Here is a 15881-nt window from a genome sequence, read left to right on the forward strand (position 1 = left end):
GTATCCAGAGGAGAGTTTCATGACCCTGACCAGACGCACCCTGCTCGGCAGCCTCGGCGCCGGCCTTGCCCTGACCGCCACCACCCCGCTAAGGCTATGGTCGGCGACCGAGACAAACATCGGCGCCGCGCGCATCACCAGCCTGTCGGATGGCCATCTGGTGCTTCCGGCCGGTTTCATGTTCGACCCGATGCCGCAGGCGGAGCTGCCGCCGCTGCTGGCGCGCTATGGGCTGGAAGGCGATACGCTGCGGCCCGACTGCAACGTCACATTGATGCAGAGTGAGGGACGCAATATCCTGTTCGACGCAGGGTCCGGTGCGAGCTTTCAGGACAGTGCGGGCGAGCTTGTCGATGCGCTGGATGCCATTGGCCTTTCCCCCGACGACATCACCGAGGTGGTATTCACCCATGGTCACCCGGACCATCTCTGGGGTGTGCTCGACGATTTCGACGACCCGCTTTTCGCAAATGCCCGCCACCTGATCGGCCGGGTCGAGCGCGATTACTGGCTGGATCCGGCGACCGTCGATCAGATCGGCGCCGACCGCGCCTCGTTCGCCGTGGGCGCCGAGCGGCGGCTGGAAGCGCTGGAAACCCTCGAGACCTTCGAGGATGGGGACGAGATCCTGCCTGGTGTTGCGGCGGTCGCGACCTTCGGACACACGCCCGGGCACATGTCCTTCGAGATCCGCGCAGGCGACGCGGCGCTGATGGTAGTGGGCGACGCGATCGGCAACCATCACCTTGCCTTTGCCCGCCCGCACTGGCCTTCGGGCGCGGATCAGGATCGCGCGATGGGGGCCGAGACGCGGGTCCGCCTGATGCAGCGCCTTGCCTCCGAACACATGACCATGATCGGCTATCACCTGCCCGAGGGTGGGTTGGGGCATGTGGAGACCACGGACGACGGATACCGGTTCGTCCCGTTGGAGGGCTGAGCGCGACAAAGCCCGCTGCGCGGGCTGCCTCCGGCGGAGGTATTTGGAAACAGAAGAAGACGGGTGGATCAAAAGGTCAGCCCCCTGCGCATGTGGCAGGGGGCCTTCTCCTGTTACGGCCATCGGCGCCTCCGCCTGTACCGCCCGGTAAGAATGGCGCATTAACGTTAACAGTTCCTTTCTTCTGTTCAAAAATACCTCCGCCGGAGGCATGGGCGGTTCGTCAGAACCGCTCATACGGGCTTGCCGTTGCCGCCACGCTCTGACAGGGATCGAGGCACAGTCGGAGTTTGCCCATGACCTTTGCCCTTGTCTTCGATCTTGATGGCACGCTGGTGGACAGCGCGCCCGACATCACCGCCGCCGTGAACCGAATGCTGGCGGCCGAAGGGCTGGCCGCGCTCGATCTGGCCACGGTCACTTCCTTTGTCGGCAAGGGGCTGCCGCATCTGGTGGCTCAGGTGATCGACCATCTCGGCCTCGACAAGACGCGTCATGGTGCGCTGACCGCCGCCACGCTGGCTGAATACAATCGGGCCGGATCAGAGCTGACACGCCCCTATCCGGGCGTGATTGTCGCGCTCGAAGCTCTGAAAGCACGAGGCGTCGCAATGGGGATCTGCACCAACAAACCAATCGAACCCGCACGCCATGTCCTTGCCGATCTCGGGCTTGCCCGGTTCTTTGACGTGGTGATCGGCGGCGACAGCCTGCCCACGCGCAAGCCCAACCCCGAGATGCTGCACGCGGCCTTTGCCGCCCTTCCGGAACTGCCCCGCATCTATGTGGGTGACAGCGAGGTCGATGCGGAAACCGCACAGAATGCCGAAGTCCCCTTTCTGCTGTTCACCCAAGGCTATCGCAAGCGGCCGGTCGCAGAGGTGCCCCATCGGGCGGCCTTTGCCGATTTCAGCGACTTGCCGGGGCTGGCCAGTCAGGCACTGGCGATCTGAGCCGCCACCCGGTCGCGGATGGCCTGGGGCCAGGGCAGCGACCGGCCCAACCGGGCCACATGCACCAATGTCGTCGAGGCCCGCAGGCGCAACTCGTCGCCGCAATGCGCCGTCAGTTCGTAGTCAAGGCTCGAATTGCCGATCCGGGTGGGCGTTAGCCGAAAGGTGAGCACATCGCCATGCAGCGAGGGCGCGGTGAAGGTGGCCTGGATCTGCGCCGTAGGGGCGCCGTTTTCCTTGACCAACTCGTGAAACGGCAGACCCAGATCGGTGGCGAACCAGTCTTCGACCACGTCATTGATCATCTCGAAGTAGCGCGGGAAAAACACGATGCCCGCCGGATCGCAATGTTTGAACCGGACTTCGATTTCGGTGGTAAAGCTCATCTGGCCCCCTTGTATCGGTCGGTCGACTTTTGCCAGTGGTCGGCGCACAGCTCAAGCGGTGATCGCCTCCCATGCGGCGATCAGCCCCTGCCGGGTCATCCGCGCCGCATCGGCCTGGGTCGCGGGTGCCCCCTGTGCGGCCAGAGCAACGACATAGAGGCGGGGCATCTGACCCTCTCCCATTACCGCAAGTTGCTGTCCCAACCAGAACGGTCGGGTCGCTGCCAGTTCCGCCCCGATCAGCCCGCCGAGAAGCCGCGCACGCGCGACCTCTTCCGGCAGCCCCTGCAGCGTGGCAGCGGCATGGACGCTCCAGGGGCGGGCCAGCATCTGCTCAGGTCGCGACAGGCCATCGGCAACCGCATCGGAAAACGCACCGGCATCCACCCCCGCCGCGCCCAGCCAGCGCCCCAGAACCGTCCCGGCGGCCAGCGACGAGAGTATCGCCCCCGAGAGGAAGCTGCGGAAACTTACAACTTCACCGGCGCTGACATGCACCCAGCGGCTGGTTTCGCCGGTCAGGCAGATCACACCGTCCCAACCGGGGTTGAGGGCGAGAAACCCGGCAACGCGAGTTTCATCGCCCTGCATCATGTCGGCGGGTTCAGCCTGCGCAAGGCCCGGCACCGCGTGTAGCGCCACGCAGGGATCGCCGAGGTCGATCTGCCAGAGCCCGCCCGAGAGCGGCGCACAGGGGACCACATCGCGCACCGGGCCAAGCGGACCGCAGGCAATGACCGGAACCCTCTGCCCCGCGTGCCGTCCGGCCACCAGTGCGAGGATCGAGGCGGCATCGGCGGGGCGCGGGCCGTCATCGACGGCCTCTTCCAGCACGTCACGACCGCGCATCACCCAGAGGCGGCGGCGCGTCGTGGTCCAGTCAAGGGCGATCCAGTCGCGGGTCATGCGGGTCTCCGGCTGCGTGTGCCGTTCTTACGGCAGCCGGGCGGCGCGGCCAAGCGCTGTCAGAACCGGTAGGTGGCGCCAAAGACCGGGCCGGACTGGGTGAACGAGTAGTCGTTGCCGTTCGACAGCGTGTGATCGACCGACAGGTGGCGATAACCGAACCGTAGCCGCCAGTTGTCGTTCAACTGGTAGTCGGCGGTAAGCAGCGCCTGCCAGCTTTCGCTGTCGCTCTGAAATCCGCCATAGTCGAAGAAGGCGGTGCCGTTCCACCTGTCGGACAGGCGCACCCGAGCGCGCAGCGCGATCACCGGGTCGATCCAGTTGTCATTGGCCACCACGGTACGCCCCGGCAGGATTCCCGGCAGCGCGGTCAGCGTGGTGCGGGTATCGAACCAGCGCAGACCGGCGCCAAGATCGAGGGCGAGATCGGGGGTTTCATGCACGCGGTAGGCGGCATAGGCGTTAAACACCTGCGTCTTGGCCGCCGTGTTGATGCCCGAAAAGGCACCGCCCGGCGTCGGATTGCCAAAGGAGATGTCGGTCAGCATGTAATCGGCCAGAAAGCTCCATTGGCCGTTGGTGGCGCCGAACGCGCCCATGAAGGCGAAGTCGAGATTGTCGAGCGCATCCTTGAAGCTGAGCGTGCCCTCGATGGTGCCGGTGGGTGTGGTGACGCCTGTCTCAGTCTCGGCGGTGAAGAGATAGACCGTCGCCTCGTATCGCCAGTTGGATTGCTGGGCCGCGAGCGGCGTCGCCGCCGCGAGAGCCAGCGCAAAGACTGTGGAAGTCAGGTGTTTCATGATCGTCTCCGGAGAAGCGATGGCGTTCCATTCCGAGCGTCGCATACGAGGCACCCCGAGACAAGCGCGGCGGGGTGCGTCGGATCAGCCCGCGGGCTGAAAATCGGGGAATCTCCAGGTTCCGTCCAGGATCTCGGGGTGGGGTTGGTAGAGGCGGATGGCATAGTTCCAGCCCTGCATGATCGGGATGCAGTTGATGCGCCCGTCCGCGCAGCCGCCGAAGTTGATGGTATAACCGCCGTCGGCGTTCGGCTTGGCGGTGACGTTGTTGTAGGAATAGACGCCCAGATCGTTGGCCTCCATAAAGCCTTGGGCATTGTAGACGGTGACCGACCAGAACCCGTCTACCGGCACGTCCTTGGCCGTGACGGTATAGGGGGTGCCGTCATTGTTGGGGACCAGCCCAAGCGTGTACATCGCGGCCTCGGGCGGGTTCCCGCCCCAGCCGACCGCGGTGCCGATCAGGTGATAGAGCGGGTTGAGAAGCGCCTTTTGCCCGAAATAGGGGGTGGTGTCGCTGCGGGTATTGCCCAGCACCTTGATCGCGTCGCGGACGCGCGCCAGGCTTTCGGGATCCCAGTCGGGGATCTCGAATGCGCCCTTGTCAGGCTGGATGATCTGCAACTGATCCTGAAGCGCGTTGGCGGCCTTGACATCCTCGGGGTCGTTTGGGTCGGCAAAGGTGCGGATCACAACCGCCAGATAGCGGGTGCCGACCAGCGAGGGCGGGATAGTGAAGGTGCCGTCCTCGTGTATGGCGGGCAGCATCGAATGCTCTTCGTTGATCAGCAGCATCGACTGAAAGCGGTCGCTTTCCGGTTTGACGATGGTGACCGGGGTGCTCATGTCGACCACCGCAAAGGAATAGAGCGTGTCGCGGTTCATCCGAACGACGTTCTGCTGATCAATCGGAGTGGGCGCCCGGTTGTGAACCCACTCACCGATGCCCGCCACGCCCACATAGGATTTCATGATCTCATTGGTTTCGGCGCGGTCGAAATTGTCGACCGTGACGGTGACAGGTTCGGCAAGCGCGGCGCCAGTGGCGGCGAGACCGGTCAGAATGGCGGCAAGGGACAGTCTGGATATCGGCATGGTCAAGCTCCTGAGGTTTTGGCGGCAAGTCTAGCCGCCCGGCCACCCGGCCCGGTAACCATTTCCGGCCATGTCGCACCGGATCAGCGGCCCGTCTGGGCCGCGCGCCCCGTGGAGGGTGTCATGCCGGTGACCTGGCGAAAGGCGCGGCCCAGATGCGAGACATGCGAATAACCCACCCGCTGCGATATCTCGGTCAGATCCAGACCGGAGAACAGGATGAGTTCCTGCGCCATGTCCACCCGCACAGCGCGGGCAAGATCGCGAAAGCTGGTGCCCTGATCCTCGAGCCGCCGGCGCAGGGTGCGAGCGGACATGTCGAGCTGATGCGCGACCCGCTCAATACCCGGATCGTCCGCCAGACTTGCGCGTACCAGCGCCCGGACTGTCTCGACCAGGGTCTGCGGCGCCGACCCAAAGGCGTCGCGGGCGACATCGGCCAGGGTCAGATCACCAGTGGCCGGAACGATGCGGTGGGCAAACTCGACCTCGGGATCGAAGACCAGCCGCAACTCGGGCTGGTCGAACACGACGTCGCAACCAAAAAACGCCTCATAACCGGCGGTTTCGCGGGGTTTGGGGAAGTTGAGCGCGACCATGCGGCGGTGGCGGGTGCCGATATAGGGGGTCGCGATGCTGAGCACCACGGCAAGCGCCAGTGTCGCGTAATGCGAATAGCCCGGCGCATTGCGGACGGCCGCGTGATAGGTAAAGCGGAACCCCTGGCCGGTCTGGCCAAAGGATATCCGGTCGAGCGAGGCGTGATAGGCCATCAGATCGCGGGTCAGGCGCAGGGCCGCGCCAAAGGTGGGGGCGGAGGTCACATAGTCACCAAACGGGCCGTAATTGCCGACACTCGCATAGGGCCCGAGGGCGAAAAGCAGATTGTCGGTTCCGGCCATTCCGGCGATCCGGTTCAGAAAGAGCAACTCGTCCAGCTGCGAGATGTAGAGGCGCGGATTGTCGAGCGCCTCGGCAGGCAGATCGCACTCCGCCAGCGCGCGCCGGGCGGCAGCGCGGCCTGCGCTCTGCGCCAGCCCTGCGTCAAGACCATGCAGCGTGCGCGACGAGATGAAGGGTCTGAGCATGTCTCTCCCGGATGGACACGCCGCACGGGGCGTTTATTCGAGTGTGCCGCAATAGCGGGCGCAGGTCACGCGTTTGTGAGAGCGGCCCTGCGTCAGCGGATCAGGCGTATTTCTCCAGAAACGCCTCTGCCCGCAGGCTGCGGAAATCGGGCAGCGCGGCGCGCAGGCGGGCATGGTCCCAGTCCCACCAGGCCAGCGCCATCATCCGTTCGGCCACATCCTCGGGGTAACGGCGGCGGATGAGGCGCGCGGTGTTGCCGCCGACGATGGTATAAGGCGCCACATCCCTGGTCACGATGCTGCCCGAGGCGATCACCGCGCCATGGCCGATGGTGACCTCGGGCTTTACCATGGCGGCATGACCGATCCAGGTATCGTGGCCGATGGTGGCGCTGCGACTGGCGCGATGGGCGAACCAGTCTCCATCGTGTTCGGCATCGTCCCAGTAATCGGCAGAGCGATAGTGAAAATGATGCAGCGAGGCCTTTTCCATCGGGTGATCGGTGGCGCCGATGCGGGTGAAGCTGGCGATATTGGCAAACTTTCCAATGCGGGCATTGGCGATATCGCAGGTGCGGTCGCAATAGCTGTAATCGCCCCAAGTGGTGTTGGTCAGGCGGGTACCGGCACCGATCTCGACATAGGCGCCGAAGCGGCTGTTGGTGATCTGGCAACCGGGATGCAGATAGGGGGTATCGGCGCTGAGACGGGCCATGGTGCGGGTTCCGGTGTAGTTCAGGGCAGGAAGAATGGTTCGGGTTCAGGATCGCCGCGCGGCTTGCGCGACTTTGTCGTCTCGCCCCGGATAAGGCGGGCGCGCAGCCAGCCCGAGAACCAGTCCATCAGCATCACCATCAGCACGATGAGCAGGATGTAATAGGCGACCTCTTCCCAGTCCTTCTGGGTGATGATCGCCTGGGTCAGCAAGAGGCCGATACCGCCGCCGGTGATGGCGCCGATGATGGTGGCGCTGCGGGTGTTGGATTCGAGGAAGTAGAGCACCTGGCTGAGCAGCACCGGGGTGATCTGCGGGATCACACCAAAGCGATAGCGCTGCGCGGCATTGGCGCCGGTGGATTGCACGCCCTCGATCTGCTTGGCATCGACGTTTTCAAGCGCCTCGGAGAAGATCTTGCCGAAGGTGCCGCTGTCGGTGACCAGGATCGCCAGCGCGCCGGTCAGCGGGCCGGGGCCGAAGGCGCGGGCCAGCACCATGGTCCAGATCAGCGCATCGACCCCGCGCACAAAGTCAAAGACGCGGCGCACCGCAAAGCGGACCGGCGCTAGCGGGTTGAAGTTGCGCGCGGCGAGAAAGGCCAGCGGCAGGGCGATGATGGCGGCGCCAAAGGTACCGAGAAAGGCCATCAGAATGGTCTCGCCAATGGCCCAAGCCACGTCGCCGTGCCGCCACATGGTGTTGTTCCAGAAACCGTGCCAGATCGCCCCCGCCTCGCCATTGGCCACGCGGCGGGCCAGCTCGGCCGGAGACAGGCCGTGATAGGGGCTGTCGAGGGTGAACCAGAACAGTTCCCACCCGGCGAAGTAGCGGAAGACTTCCGATCGGTTGCGGGTCACCGTCAGGCGCCCGGCCTCGGTGGTGACGGTGATGCGGTTCTTGGACTTGTTGATCCAGTCGGGCAGATCGCCCGGCGGCAGTTCGGTGACCACGCCTTGTGACCGGCTCGGTGTGGCGCGCAGGGTGCCGTAGCCGGGGATGTCGTATTCCACCGTTTCGGGGCCGAAGCGGACGATATGGCCGCCCGTGAGGTCGATCACCGTGGTTTCACCCAAGTCGACCCAGTCAGGTGCCTGACCTTCGGGATAGCTCCCCTTGCGCTCGCCCTCGACCGCGACCGACACCGCGCCCGAACGATTGTCGCGGGTGACATGGGTCTTGTAGCTGTAGCTGTCGGCAACCAGCGTGCGGCCATTGTCCCAGTTGGCCCGTGCGGCCAGACCCGGCACGTCGAAGGCGAAGACGATGTAAGCCAGATAGGCCAGCACCAGCGCAGGCAGGCCAAAACCCAGCAGCCGCTTGCGGGCGAACAGGCCATCTGCCCGCTCTTTGAGATGATTCAATTCCAGATCGGTGGTGGCGGTGCTCATGTCGTGGCTCCTGCCCGGGCGCCATGGGTCAGCCGGGCGCGCAGGCGGTCCGAGATCTGATCCACCGCAACGATGGTGACAAAGAGAAGGATAAAGATGGCGGCAGCCTCGTCGTAGCGCCCCTGCCCCCAGGACATGGCGTTGCGCAGCTCATAGCCGATGCCGCCCGCGCCCACAAAACCCAGGATGGCCGAGGCGCGGATGTTGATTTCAAAGCGCAACAGCGCATAGCTGACGAAATTGGGGCCCACTTGCGGGATCACGCCCAGATACATCCGCTGCGCCCAGTTGGCGCCGGTCGATGCCAGCCCCTCGACCGGCTTCAGCGAGGCATTCTCGGCAACCTCGGAGAAGAGCTTGCCCAGTGCCCCGGCGGTGTGGATGGCGATGGCGATCATCGCGGGGACCGGCCCGCCGCCAAGGACAAAGATCAGCACCAGCGCGATCACGATCTCGGGCACCGCGCGGCAGATATCGGCGATGCGGCGAAACAGCGGGATGAGGCGCGGCCAATAGGCCAGACCGCGTGTCGAAAGGAGCGCCAGAACGGTGCCACCCAAGGTGCCCAACAGGGTGGCGGCGGCGGCGATGTTCAGCGTCTCGACCAGCGCGGGCAGGAAATGCACCAGATGGGCGGGCAGCTGCGCCGATTTCTCCAGCGCCTCGGTCAGCACCTCGGCCGGATAGTCGAGGATGCGCCGCCAGCCGTCGATAAACCCGCCCGCGTTGCGGTCGTCGGCGGTTCGGAACCCGGCAGCCATCAAAGAGACAAACAGAATCAGGAGGATACCGCCATAGACCCGCTTGCGCCGGGTCAGCGCGGTATAGTCTTCGCGGATGCGGGCAAGGTCGCCTTGCCCGGCGGTCAGGTCTGTCATGGAATGCTCCCGATGCAGGAACGGGGCCCGCATGGTGCGGACCCCGCTGTGAGGGTAAGCCGGATCAGTTCGACTTGAGCTTGCGCGCCTCGATGATCACCTCATAGGCGTCATGGGTGATCGGCATGAAGCCCTTGGCGTCGCCCTGGAGCACGCCATAGGCGCAGTCCTCGTCCATCGACTTGAGCGAGGCCAGGAGGCCGGTCATCTTGACCTTGACGTCGGCAGGCAGCGCCTTGCGGACGACAAACGGGCCTTCGGGGATGGGTTTCGATTGCCAGATCTGCACCAGGTCGTTCATGTCGACCAGACCGGCATCGACCGCCTTGCGCAGGGCGCCCGAGTTGAACCCGTCTTCCCATGCGCCCAGACCGTCGGCCCAGGTCACGCCGCCGTCAACCTCGCCATTGCTGACCGCGACGATGGTCTGTTCGTGGCCACCGGTGAACTTGACCTCGCCGAAGTAATCGCCCGAGGTCATGGTGGCGCCGGTTTCCTGCGGGATTTCGATCGAGGGGATCAGGAAGCCGCTGGTCGAGTTCGGATCGCCAAAGCCGAACACCTTGCCCTTCATGTCCGCCAGCGAGGTGATGCCGCTGTCCTTGCGGGCAAACCCGATGGAGTAATAGCCGTAACCGCCGTCATTGTTGACCTTAACCAGGATCGGCTCGACCGCTTCGGGGTCGCTCAGATAGGTCTTGGCATAGCCCGAGGCGCCCAGCCAGGCCATATCGATGGTGCCGCCCAACAGGCCCTGAATGACACCGTTATAGTCGGCAGGGGCAAAGAGCTTGGTCTCGACGCCCAGCAGATCCTCGGCCTTTTCGCGCAGGCACTCGTTCGAATTCAGACGGTCCTGGGCGTTTTCACCGCCGAGAATGCCGATGCGGAATTCGGTGATCTCCTGCGCCAGCGCCGGGGTGGCAAGGGCGGTGGTGGCCGCCAGAACTACAACAAGCTTTTTCATCTCTGGTCTCTCCGGTTGGTTGGTCCGGCCCATCCCAAGGCCGGGATCGGTGGAAAAGGGTCAGGCCGTGGCCCCGGCGCGCTGCGGCGCGGGGTGCGGGGCATCGAGCGTGTCGATCTCGGTCGAGGTCGCGGCCTCGGAAAAGCTGGCATCGGCGCCATAGATCTCGCGCGCGACGCCGGTGGTGAGTTGTTCGGGCAATCCGTCGAACACGATGCGCCCGTCGCGCATGCCGACGACGCGGTCGCAATAGCGGCGCGCGGTATCCAGCGTGTGCAGGTTGGCGATGACGGTACGGCCGTCCTCTTCGTGGATGCGGCGCAGGGACTGCATGACCACCTGCGCGTTCATCGGGTCGAGCGAGGCGATGGGTTCATCGGCGAGGATGATCGCGGGGTCCTGCATCAGGGCGCGGGCGATGGCGACGCGCTGTTGCTGGCCGCCCGACAGCGCCTCGGCCCGTTTGGCCGCATGGGCGGCGATGCCGAGCCGGTCGAGAATGTCTATGGCGCGGTGGATATCCTCGGTCGGGTAGAGGTTGAACATGGTGGCCAGCGTCGAGCGGCGGTTCAGCGTGCCGTGCAGCACGTTCGAGACCACGTCCATGCGCGGCACCAGGTTGAACTGCTGGAAGATCATCGCGCATTGCGCCTGCCATGCGCGTTTTTCGGCGCCGCGCAGGCGGGTGATGTCGCGACCCTGAAACAGGATGCGGCCGTCGCTGGCGTCACTCAGCCGGTTTATCATCCGCAACAGCGTCGATTTCCCCGCGCCCGAGCGGCCGATGATGCCGATCATGCAGGGCTTGTCCACGTCCAGCGTCGCGGCATTCACCGCGATATTGTCGCCGAACCGCTTGGTCAGTTTTTCGATGCGCAGCACGTCTTTCCCCCGGTCTTGCTGAGGGGGCTTGCTAAGCCTGCCAGACGAAGCCGATATGTCAGGGGGGTGAAAGTTTTGTAACGCGCCCAGCGCAGCCCTGGGCGCCTGACCCTACCCATCGGATGCGAGAGCCTGTATAGGGCGGGCGACTCTGCAATCCACCGTGAGGCCGCCATGAGCTTTGACCGCAAGATCAAGATCGCCCCGTCGATCCTGTCCGCCGATTTCGCCAATTTCGGCGCCGAGATCCGCGCCATCGAGGCCGAGGGCGCCGATTGGGTGCATGTGGACGTGATGGACGGCCATTTCGTGCCGAACCTGACCTTTGGCCCGATGGCGGTCAAGGCGTTCCGCCCGCATGTGAAGACGGTGATGGACGTGCATCTGATGATCGCGCCGGTCGATCCCTATATCGACGCTTATGCCGACGCGGGTGCCGATGTGCTGACCGCGCATGTCGAGGCCGGGCCGCATATCCACCGCACGCTGCAAGCGATCCGGGGCGCGGGGATGAAGGCGGGCGTGGCGCTGAACCCCGGCACCCCGGCCGAGGCAGTGGCGCATCTTCTGGAACTCACTGACCTCATCTGCGTGATGACGGTGAACCCCGGCTTTGGCGGCCAGAAATTCATCGACATGACCGCCAAGATCGCCCGCCTGCGCGAGATGATCGGCGACCGGCCCGTACATATCGAAATCGACGGCGGCGTTAACCCGAAGACCGCGCCGCTGGTGGCACAGGCCGGGGCCGATGTGCTGGTTGCGGGCTCGGCAGTGTTCCGCGGCGGTTCGGTCGACAATCCGGGCGTCTATGGCCAAAACATTGCCGAGATCCGCGCCGCCGCCGAAGGGGTTTGGGCCTGACACGTCAGGCCAGCAGGCGCGCGCACACCTCCTGAGCCGGACATCAGAACCGGTCGGGACACAGCAGCATTGCAGCTTCGATATCGTAGGCGCTGGAAAACGAGTCCGGCGACCGGGTCAGCATCTCGTCAATGAACTCCCGTCGATGACGCTGGGTGGATCGGCTCTCGGGGGCGGAACGGGGCTCTGGCGCCTTGGAACCGAACAGGCTGTGAAACGGGTTGCGCAAAAAGATGAACGGCAGGCTGAGCGTGGGCATGTAGCGTGTCCCTTCCTTGTCAAAGTCCCCCTCAGCTTAGCCCTGGCCACACCACGCTGGTATCGGGCGCGATTTTGTGCTGTTCTACATATATGAAGAACGGGCTGCGCGACTGGTCGAACCTGCGTGTCTTTCTTGCCGTCTTGCGCGAGGGATCGACCCTTGCCGCCGCAAGCCGCCTGGGCATGTCGCAACCAACCGTGGCCCGGCGCATAGACGTGCTGGAACACGAGACCGGCCTGACCCTGTTCGAGCGCGACACGCGCGGATTTCACCCAACCGCCTCTGCCCGGAAACTCGTCGGCGCGGCAGAAGCGGTCGAGGCCGCCATCGCAAAGCTTGCCGATCAGGCCGGCACGCTCGCTTGTCCGCGCCCGATCCGGATCACCGCCTATGGCGGCAATTTCTCAGCACGGGCGCAGGCGATCTTCAGTGCATTCTCGCTGGCCAACCCCACAATAGCGTTCGAGTTTCTGCCCGATGTCCGGGTTCTCGACCTGATGGCGGGTGAAGCGGATATCGCTTTGCGGCTGGCGATGCGCGAACCTGACCCGGCTCTGATCTGTCGTCCGATCAGCATCGCGCAATGGGGCCTGTTCGGATCACCCGCTTACGCGGCGAAATACGGCCTGCCCTCCTCTGCGGATGCGCTGAGAGGGCACCGCTTCGTCGGCTACCGGCGCGAGGGGGTGCCACCCCGGCTCTATGAATGGCTGGCGCGGCATGTGACCCCTGAGCAGATCGTACAGACATTCTCCGAGATCGACCTGGTTCATGCCGCGATCCGGGCGGGGCACGGGCTGGGGCTGATCAACCTGCGGCTGGTGTCGGACAACCCGGCCTATTTGCCCTGCTTCGGACCGATCGAGGAACTGTCGCGGCCGCATGTCCTGCTGGTGGCCCCCGAGGCATGGAAGCGTCCCGACGTCAGAAAATTCGTGCGGTTCTTCACCCCTCGTTACGCCGCACTCTACCGCTAGGCGGCTTACCCCGCTCCTGATCTTGCCGGCACTCCTGCTTCTTTCTGGTTCGAAATACTCCCGCCGGAGGCTTGGGCGGCCCGCAAGGGGCGTCCAAATGGCCGCTGCCCGTTTTCATTCCAGTCTGTCGGCGAAATGGTCGAGCAGCTTGTGCTTGAGTATCTTTCCGGTCGGCGCGGCCGGCAGCGACGTGGCAAGCACGATCTGGCTGGGACGTTTGTAACCGGCGAGGCGTGCCGCGGCAAAGGCGCGCAATTCTTCGAGATCGGGCGCATCATCCGGCGCGATCTGGACAAAGGCCACCACCTTCTCGTCGCCTCCGACCATGCGCCCGACCACTGCCGACTGGATCACCTGCGGATGGTCGTTCAGCGCCGCCTCGACCTCGGGCGGGTAGACGTTGAAGCCCCCGTGGATGATCAGCTCCTTGCTACGCCCCGCGATATGCAGATTGCCATCGGCGTCGTATCGGCCCAGGTCGCCGGTGCGGAACCAACCGTCTTGTAGCGCCGCCTGGGTGGCCTGCGGGTTGCGGTAGTAGCCCTTCATCACATGCGGGCCACGGGTCAGAACCTCGCCTACCCCATCGCCGCCGCCGGGCACATCTTCGTCCAGCCGGACCTCGACCTGCGGCAGCGGCTTTCCGACCGAGATATCCGGCAGTCCGATCGGGTTGCGCGTGGCCGAGACACCGGCGGTGGTTTCGGTCAGCCCATAACCGTTTTGCAGGGCAACGCCATAAAACGCCTCGGCCTTGCGTTTCCACGCAGGATCAAGGGGCGCCGCGCCCGAGGAGGTATAGCGCAGCGTGCCGCCCGGCAGGTGATCATACCCCTGTTCGCGGGCGTATTGCATCAAGAGCGCATGCATCTGCGGCACGGCGGAAAACAAGGTCACCCCCGAGGTCAGCGCCGCATAGCTGCGCGCGGCGGTGAACCGCGCATCGAGCCGCACCGGCGCGCCGATACAGGTGGCCGCCGTCACCACCGAGGCGAGGCCAAACACATGGGTCACCGGCAGCACGCCATAGATCACGTCATCCGTCGTCATGTCGCGCAGCTCTGCCGAGCTGCGCCCGCCAAAGAGCAGATTGGCATGGGTCAGCATCACCCCCTTGGGCGTGCCGGTGGTGCCGGTGGTGAACAGCATCACCGCCACATCGCTCAGCACCGGATCGGGGTTGCTGTTGTGGGGTGTCGCCAGATGCATCCGGCCAAAGGCGCCTTCGATCGGATGCGCGCCCAGACGCGCGGCATGGGCGGCGGCATCCGTCGATATGTCCGAGGCGCAGAGGATCGCGGCGGGTTCGGTATGGGCGACGATCTTGTCGACCTCGGGCCCGGTCTGGCGCGCGTTGATCGGCACCGCGCAGGCCCCCAGCCGCGAGACGGCAAAGAGGGCGGCCACCACCGCACAGCAATTCTCGGCCAGGATCATCACCCGGTCGTTGGCCTGCACGCCCTGGGCGGCAAGCACATCGACCAGCGCCGAAATGGCGCGGTCCAGATCGCCATAGCTCCAGTCAGCGCCGCCGCTGTCGGAAAACGCGGGCGCGTCGGGGCGGCTGGCGATCTGTGCGCCGGGGTAGTCGTGCCATTTCTCCATCGCCTGATCCCCTGTTGCCCGGTCAGAACCGGGGCTTGCGCTTGTCCAGAAAGGCCGCGATCCCTTCGGCAGCCTCGTCCCCGCCCGCCGCGCGCGCCATGGCATCCCGTTCCGCATCGAGCTGTTGCGCTTCCGAGACCTCATAGGCCTGGGCCACCAGCCGACGGATCACGCCTTGCGCACCGCGCGGCCCCTGCGCCAGCGCATCGGCCAGCGCATGGGCCTGCGCCTCGGCCTCGCCCGGCGCGGCCAGGACGTTGACCACGCCCAGATCGGCCATGCGGGCAGCACTGACAGGGCGGGCCAGCAGGCACATCTCCATCGCCAGCTGCCGGGGCAGCATCCGCGCCAGCGCCGAGGTGAGCCCCGCATCGGGCACCAGCCCCGCCTTGACATAGGCCGCGGTGAATTTCGCACCCTCGGCCGCGACCAGCAGGTCGCAGGTCAGCGCCAGGGAGGCACCCGCGCCGGCTGCACCGCCTTCGACGGCGGCGATCACCGGCACCGGGCAGTCGCGGATGGCGCGGATCAGGTCATGCAACAGATCGACCTTGCCGCGCCGCTCGGCTTCGCTCAGTTGCCGCCGTTCGATCAGCACGTTCAGGTCGCCGCCGGCGCAAAAGAACCCGCCTTCGGACGACAGGATCACCGCGCGGATGCGCGGTTCCGCCGCCTTCTCCATTGCCTCGGCAATCGCGGCATAAAGATCGGGCGACAGCGCGCCGCGCCGGGCGCTGTTCATGTTGACGACTACCAGCCGGTCGCCCCGGTCCTCCACCCGCGCCAGCGTCATGTCTTCTTCCTCAGGCTTCCGCGCTTGAACACGCCCGCCGCCGTTGCCAGCAGGCGGCCGTCCTCGTCGCGCAACTCGCCGTTGACGTAAGCCAGCGTGCGGCCATTGCCCGACGGGATGCCCACCGCCGTCACCCGCCCAGCCCGCGCGGCCGCCACGAATTGCACGTTGAGCGAGACCGTAACCACCGGGGTCGGATCCTCGGGCCGGAACATCGCCGATGCGGTCTGGCCGCAGGCCACGTCCAGCAGCATCGACACCAGCCCGCCATGCAGGATGCCGTGATAGTTCAGGTGCTGTGGCCCAAGGTCGAGGTGACAGACCCGGCTGACGCCGGTCCGGTTGTGGTCAAGTTCATAACCCACCATCGACTGGCAGC

At 65.3% G+C, this 15881-nt stretch carries 18 protein-coding genes; 4 read left to right on the forward strand and 14 right to left on the reverse strand.

Annotated elements, in window-relative coordinates; genetic code table 11:
• Window positions 1-19 precede the first annotated feature (19 nt).
• Both AC2FLM_RS14775 and gph read left to right on the forward strand, forming a co-directional pair.
• Window positions 20-940 carry an MBL fold metallo-hydrolase gene (locus AC2FLM_RS14775; RefSeq protein ID WP_496858926.1) on the forward strand — a complete coding sequence of 307 codons (921 nt, stop codon included), beginning with the start codon at window positions 20-22 and terminating at the stop codon, window positions 938-940.
• Between the two features lie 296 nt (window positions 941-1236).
• Window positions 1237-1893, forward strand: a complete 657-nt coding sequence (gene gph / locus AC2FLM_RS14780) for a phosphoglycolate phosphatase (protein ID WP_496858928.1) — start codon at window positions 1237-1239, stop codon at window positions 1891-1893.
• Here the strand turns inward: gph and AC2FLM_RS14785 are convergent.
• The 10 genes from AC2FLM_RS14785 to phnC form a co-directional block, all read right to left on the reverse strand.
• The gene (locus tag AC2FLM_RS14785; protein WP_234140059.1) at window positions 1875-2279 is read right to left on the reverse strand and encodes an acyl-CoA thioesterase; all 405 of its coding nucleotides are present in this window, start codon (window positions 2277-2279) and stop codon (window positions 1875-1877) included. The two genes, gph and AC2FLM_RS14785, sit on opposite strands and share 19 nt — an antisense overlap.
• A gap of 51 nt (window positions 2280-2330) precedes the next feature.
• On the reverse strand, window positions 2331-3185 hold the full coding sequence (locus tag AC2FLM_RS14790; RefSeq protein ID WP_496858931.1) for a 2-dehydro-3-deoxygalactonokinase: 855 nt from the start codon (window positions 3183-3185) through the stop codon (window positions 2331-2333).
• Window positions 3186-3244: 59 nt separating this feature from the next.
• Entirely contained in the window at window positions 3245-3985 is a 741-nt protein-coding gene (locus AC2FLM_RS14795; RefSeq protein ID WP_234140061.1) for a porin family protein, read from the reverse strand.
• Between the two features lie 84 nt (window positions 3986-4069).
• Window positions 4070-5080 carry a DUF1214 domain-containing protein gene (locus AC2FLM_RS14800; RefSeq protein WP_496858933.1) on the reverse strand — a complete coding sequence of 337 codons (1011 nt, stop codon included), beginning with the start codon at window positions 5078-5080 and terminating at the stop codon, window positions 4070-4072.
• Between the two features lie 83 nt (window positions 5081-5163).
• On the reverse strand, window positions 5164-6168 hold the full coding sequence (locus AC2FLM_RS14805) for a helix-turn-helix transcriptional regulator (protein ID WP_496858935.1): 1005 nt from the start codon (window positions 6166-6168) through the stop codon (window positions 5164-5166).
• Between the two features lie 100 nt (window positions 6169-6268).
• Window positions 6269-6883: an LbetaH domain-containing protein gene (locus AC2FLM_RS14810; RefSeq protein ID WP_496858937.1), complete on the reverse strand. Its 615-nt coding sequence runs from the start codon at window positions 6881-6883 to the stop codon at window positions 6269-6271.
• 20 nt (window positions 6884-6903) lie between these two features.
• On the reverse strand, window positions 6904-8274 hold the full coding sequence (gene phnE, locus AC2FLM_RS14815; protein WP_496858939.1) for a phosphonate ABC transporter, permease protein PhnE: 1371 nt from the start codon (window positions 8272-8274) through the stop codon (window positions 6904-6906).
• Window positions 8271-9152: a phosphonate ABC transporter, permease protein PhnE gene (phnE, locus tag AC2FLM_RS14820; protein WP_496858941.1), complete on the reverse strand. Its 882-nt coding sequence runs from the start codon at window positions 9150-9152 to the stop codon at window positions 8271-8273. The genes phnE (AC2FLM_RS14815) and phnE (AC2FLM_RS14820) overlap by 4 nt, the downstream gene beginning before the upstream one ends.
• Before the next feature lie 64 nt (window positions 9153-9216).
• A complete protein-coding gene (gene phnD, locus AC2FLM_RS14825; RefSeq protein ID WP_496858943.1) occupies window positions 9217-10119 on the reverse strand; it encodes a phosphonate ABC transporter substrate-binding protein in 903 nt (300 codons plus the stop codon).
• A 60-nt stretch (window positions 10120-10179) separates the two neighbouring features.
• A complete protein-coding gene (phnC, locus tag AC2FLM_RS14830) occupies window positions 10180-11001 on the reverse strand; it encodes a phosphonate ABC transporter ATP-binding protein (protein WP_496858945.1) in 822 nt (273 codons plus the stop codon).
• A gap of 174 nt (window positions 11002-11175) precedes the next feature.
• On the opposite strand from phnC, the gene rpe reads away from it, so the two are divergent.
• On the forward strand, window positions 11176-11865 hold the full coding sequence (rpe, locus tag AC2FLM_RS14835; RefSeq protein ID WP_496858947.1) for a ribulose-phosphate 3-epimerase: 690 nt from the start codon (window positions 11176-11178) through the stop codon (window positions 11863-11865).
• A gap of 43 nt (window positions 11866-11908) precedes the next feature.
• Here rpe and AC2FLM_RS14840 read toward each other — a convergent pair whose 3' ends face one another.
• Window positions 11909-12124 (reverse strand): hypothetical protein, encoded by a 216-nt coding sequence (locus AC2FLM_RS14840; RefSeq protein WP_496858949.1) that lies wholly within the window; start codon window positions 12122-12124, stop codon window positions 11909-11911.
• A 92-nt stretch (window positions 12125-12216) separates the two neighbouring features.
• Here AC2FLM_RS14840 and AC2FLM_RS14845 point away from each other — a divergent pair, with 92 nt between their 5' ends.
• Entirely contained in the window at window positions 12217-13104 is an 888-nt protein-coding gene (locus tag AC2FLM_RS14845) for a LysR family transcriptional regulator (protein WP_496858951.1), read from the forward strand.
• Between the two features lie 114 nt (window positions 13105-13218).
• On the opposite strand, the gene AC2FLM_RS14850 is transcribed toward AC2FLM_RS14845, so the two are convergent.
• Genes AC2FLM_RS14850 through AC2FLM_RS14860 form a run of 3 tightly spaced genes read right to left on the reverse strand, consistent with a single transcriptional unit; the run spans window position 13219 to window position 15870 of the window.
• On the reverse strand, window positions 13219-14709 hold the full coding sequence (locus tag AC2FLM_RS14850) for a class I adenylate-forming enzyme family protein (RefSeq protein WP_496858953.1): 1491 nt from the start codon (window positions 14707-14709) through the stop codon (window positions 13219-13221).
• Window positions 14710-14731: 22 nt separating this feature from the next.
• Window positions 14732-15502, reverse strand: a complete 771-nt coding sequence (locus AC2FLM_RS14855; RefSeq protein ID WP_496858955.1) for an oxepin-CoA hydrolase, alternative type — start codon at window positions 15500-15502, stop codon at window positions 14732-14734.
• The gene (locus tag AC2FLM_RS14860) at window positions 15499-15870 is read right to left on the reverse strand and encodes a PaaI family thioesterase (RefSeq protein ID WP_496858957.1); all 372 of its coding nucleotides are present in this window, start codon (window positions 15868-15870) and stop codon (window positions 15499-15501) included. The genes AC2FLM_RS14855 and AC2FLM_RS14860 overlap by 4 nt, the downstream gene beginning before the upstream one ends.
• Between the last annotated feature and the right edge of the window lie 11 nt (window positions 15871-15881).

The sequence above is a fragment of the Ruegeria sp. SAZD011 genome, from assembly GCF_059612545.1.

Excerpts from the sequence above, each read along its gene's own strand:
- AC2FLM_RS14775 (WP_496858926.1), top strand. The coding sequence starts at position 20 with ATGACCCTGACCAGACGCACCCTGCTCGGCAGCCTCGGCGCCGGCCTT.
- gph (WP_496858928.1), top strand. The coding sequence starts at position 1,237 with ATGACCTTTGCCCTTGTCTTCGATCTTGATGGCACGCTGGTGGACAGC.
- AC2FLM_RS14785 (WP_234140059.1), bottom strand. The coding sequence starts at position 2,279 with ATGAGCTTTACCACCGAAATCGAAGTCCGGTTCAAACATTGCGATCCG.
- AC2FLM_RS14790 (WP_496858931.1), bottom strand. The coding sequence starts at position 3,185 with ATGACCCGCGACTGGATCGCCCTTGACTGGACCACGACGCGCCGCCGC.
- AC2FLM_RS14795 (WP_234140061.1), bottom strand. The coding sequence starts at position 3,985 with ATGAAACACCTGACTTCCACAGTCTTTGCGCTGGCTCTCGCGGCGGCG.
- AC2FLM_RS14800 (WP_496858933.1), bottom strand. The coding sequence starts at position 5,080 with ATGCCGATATCCAGACTGTCCCTTGCCGCCATTCTGACCGGTCTCGCC.
- AC2FLM_RS14805 (WP_496858935.1), bottom strand. The coding sequence starts at position 6,168 with ATGCTCAGACCCTTCATCTCGTCGCGCACGCTGCATGGTCTTGACGCA.
- AC2FLM_RS14810 (WP_496858937.1), bottom strand. The coding sequence starts at position 6,883 with ATGGCCCGTCTCAGCGCCGATACCCCCTATCTGCATCCCGGTTGCCAG.
- phnE (WP_496858939.1), bottom strand. The coding sequence starts at position 8,274 with ATGAGCACCGCCACCACCGATCTGGAATTGAATCATCTCAAAGAGCGG.
- phnE (WP_496858941.1), bottom strand. The coding sequence starts at position 9,152 with ATGACAGACCTGACCGCCGGGCAAGGCGACCTTGCCCGCATCCGCGAA.
- phnD (WP_496858943.1), bottom strand. The coding sequence starts at position 10,119 with ATGAAAAAGCTTGTTGTAGTTCTGGCGGCCACCACCGCCCTTGCCACC.
- rpe (WP_496858947.1), top strand. The coding sequence starts at position 11,176 with ATGAGCTTTGACCGCAAGATCAAGATCGCCCCGTCGATCCTGTCCGCC.
- AC2FLM_RS14840 (WP_496858949.1), bottom strand. The coding sequence starts at position 12,124 with ATGCCCACGCTCAGCCTGCCGTTCATCTTTTTGCGCAACCCGTTTCAC.
- AC2FLM_RS14845 (WP_496858951.1), top strand. The coding sequence starts at position 12,217 with ATGAAGAACGGGCTGCGCGACTGGTCGAACCTGCGTGTCTTTCTTGCC.
- AC2FLM_RS14850 (WP_496858953.1), bottom strand. The coding sequence starts at position 14,709 with ATGGAGAAATGGCACGACTACCCCGGCGCACAGATCGCCAGCCGCCCC.
- AC2FLM_RS14855 (WP_496858955.1), bottom strand. The coding sequence starts at position 15,502 with ATGACGCTGGCGCGGGTGGAGGACCGGGGCGACCGGCTGGTAGTCGTC.
- AC2FLM_RS14860 (WP_496858957.1), bottom strand. The coding sequence starts at position 15,870 with ATGGTGGGTTATGAACTTGACCACAACCGGACCGGCGTCAGCCGGGTC.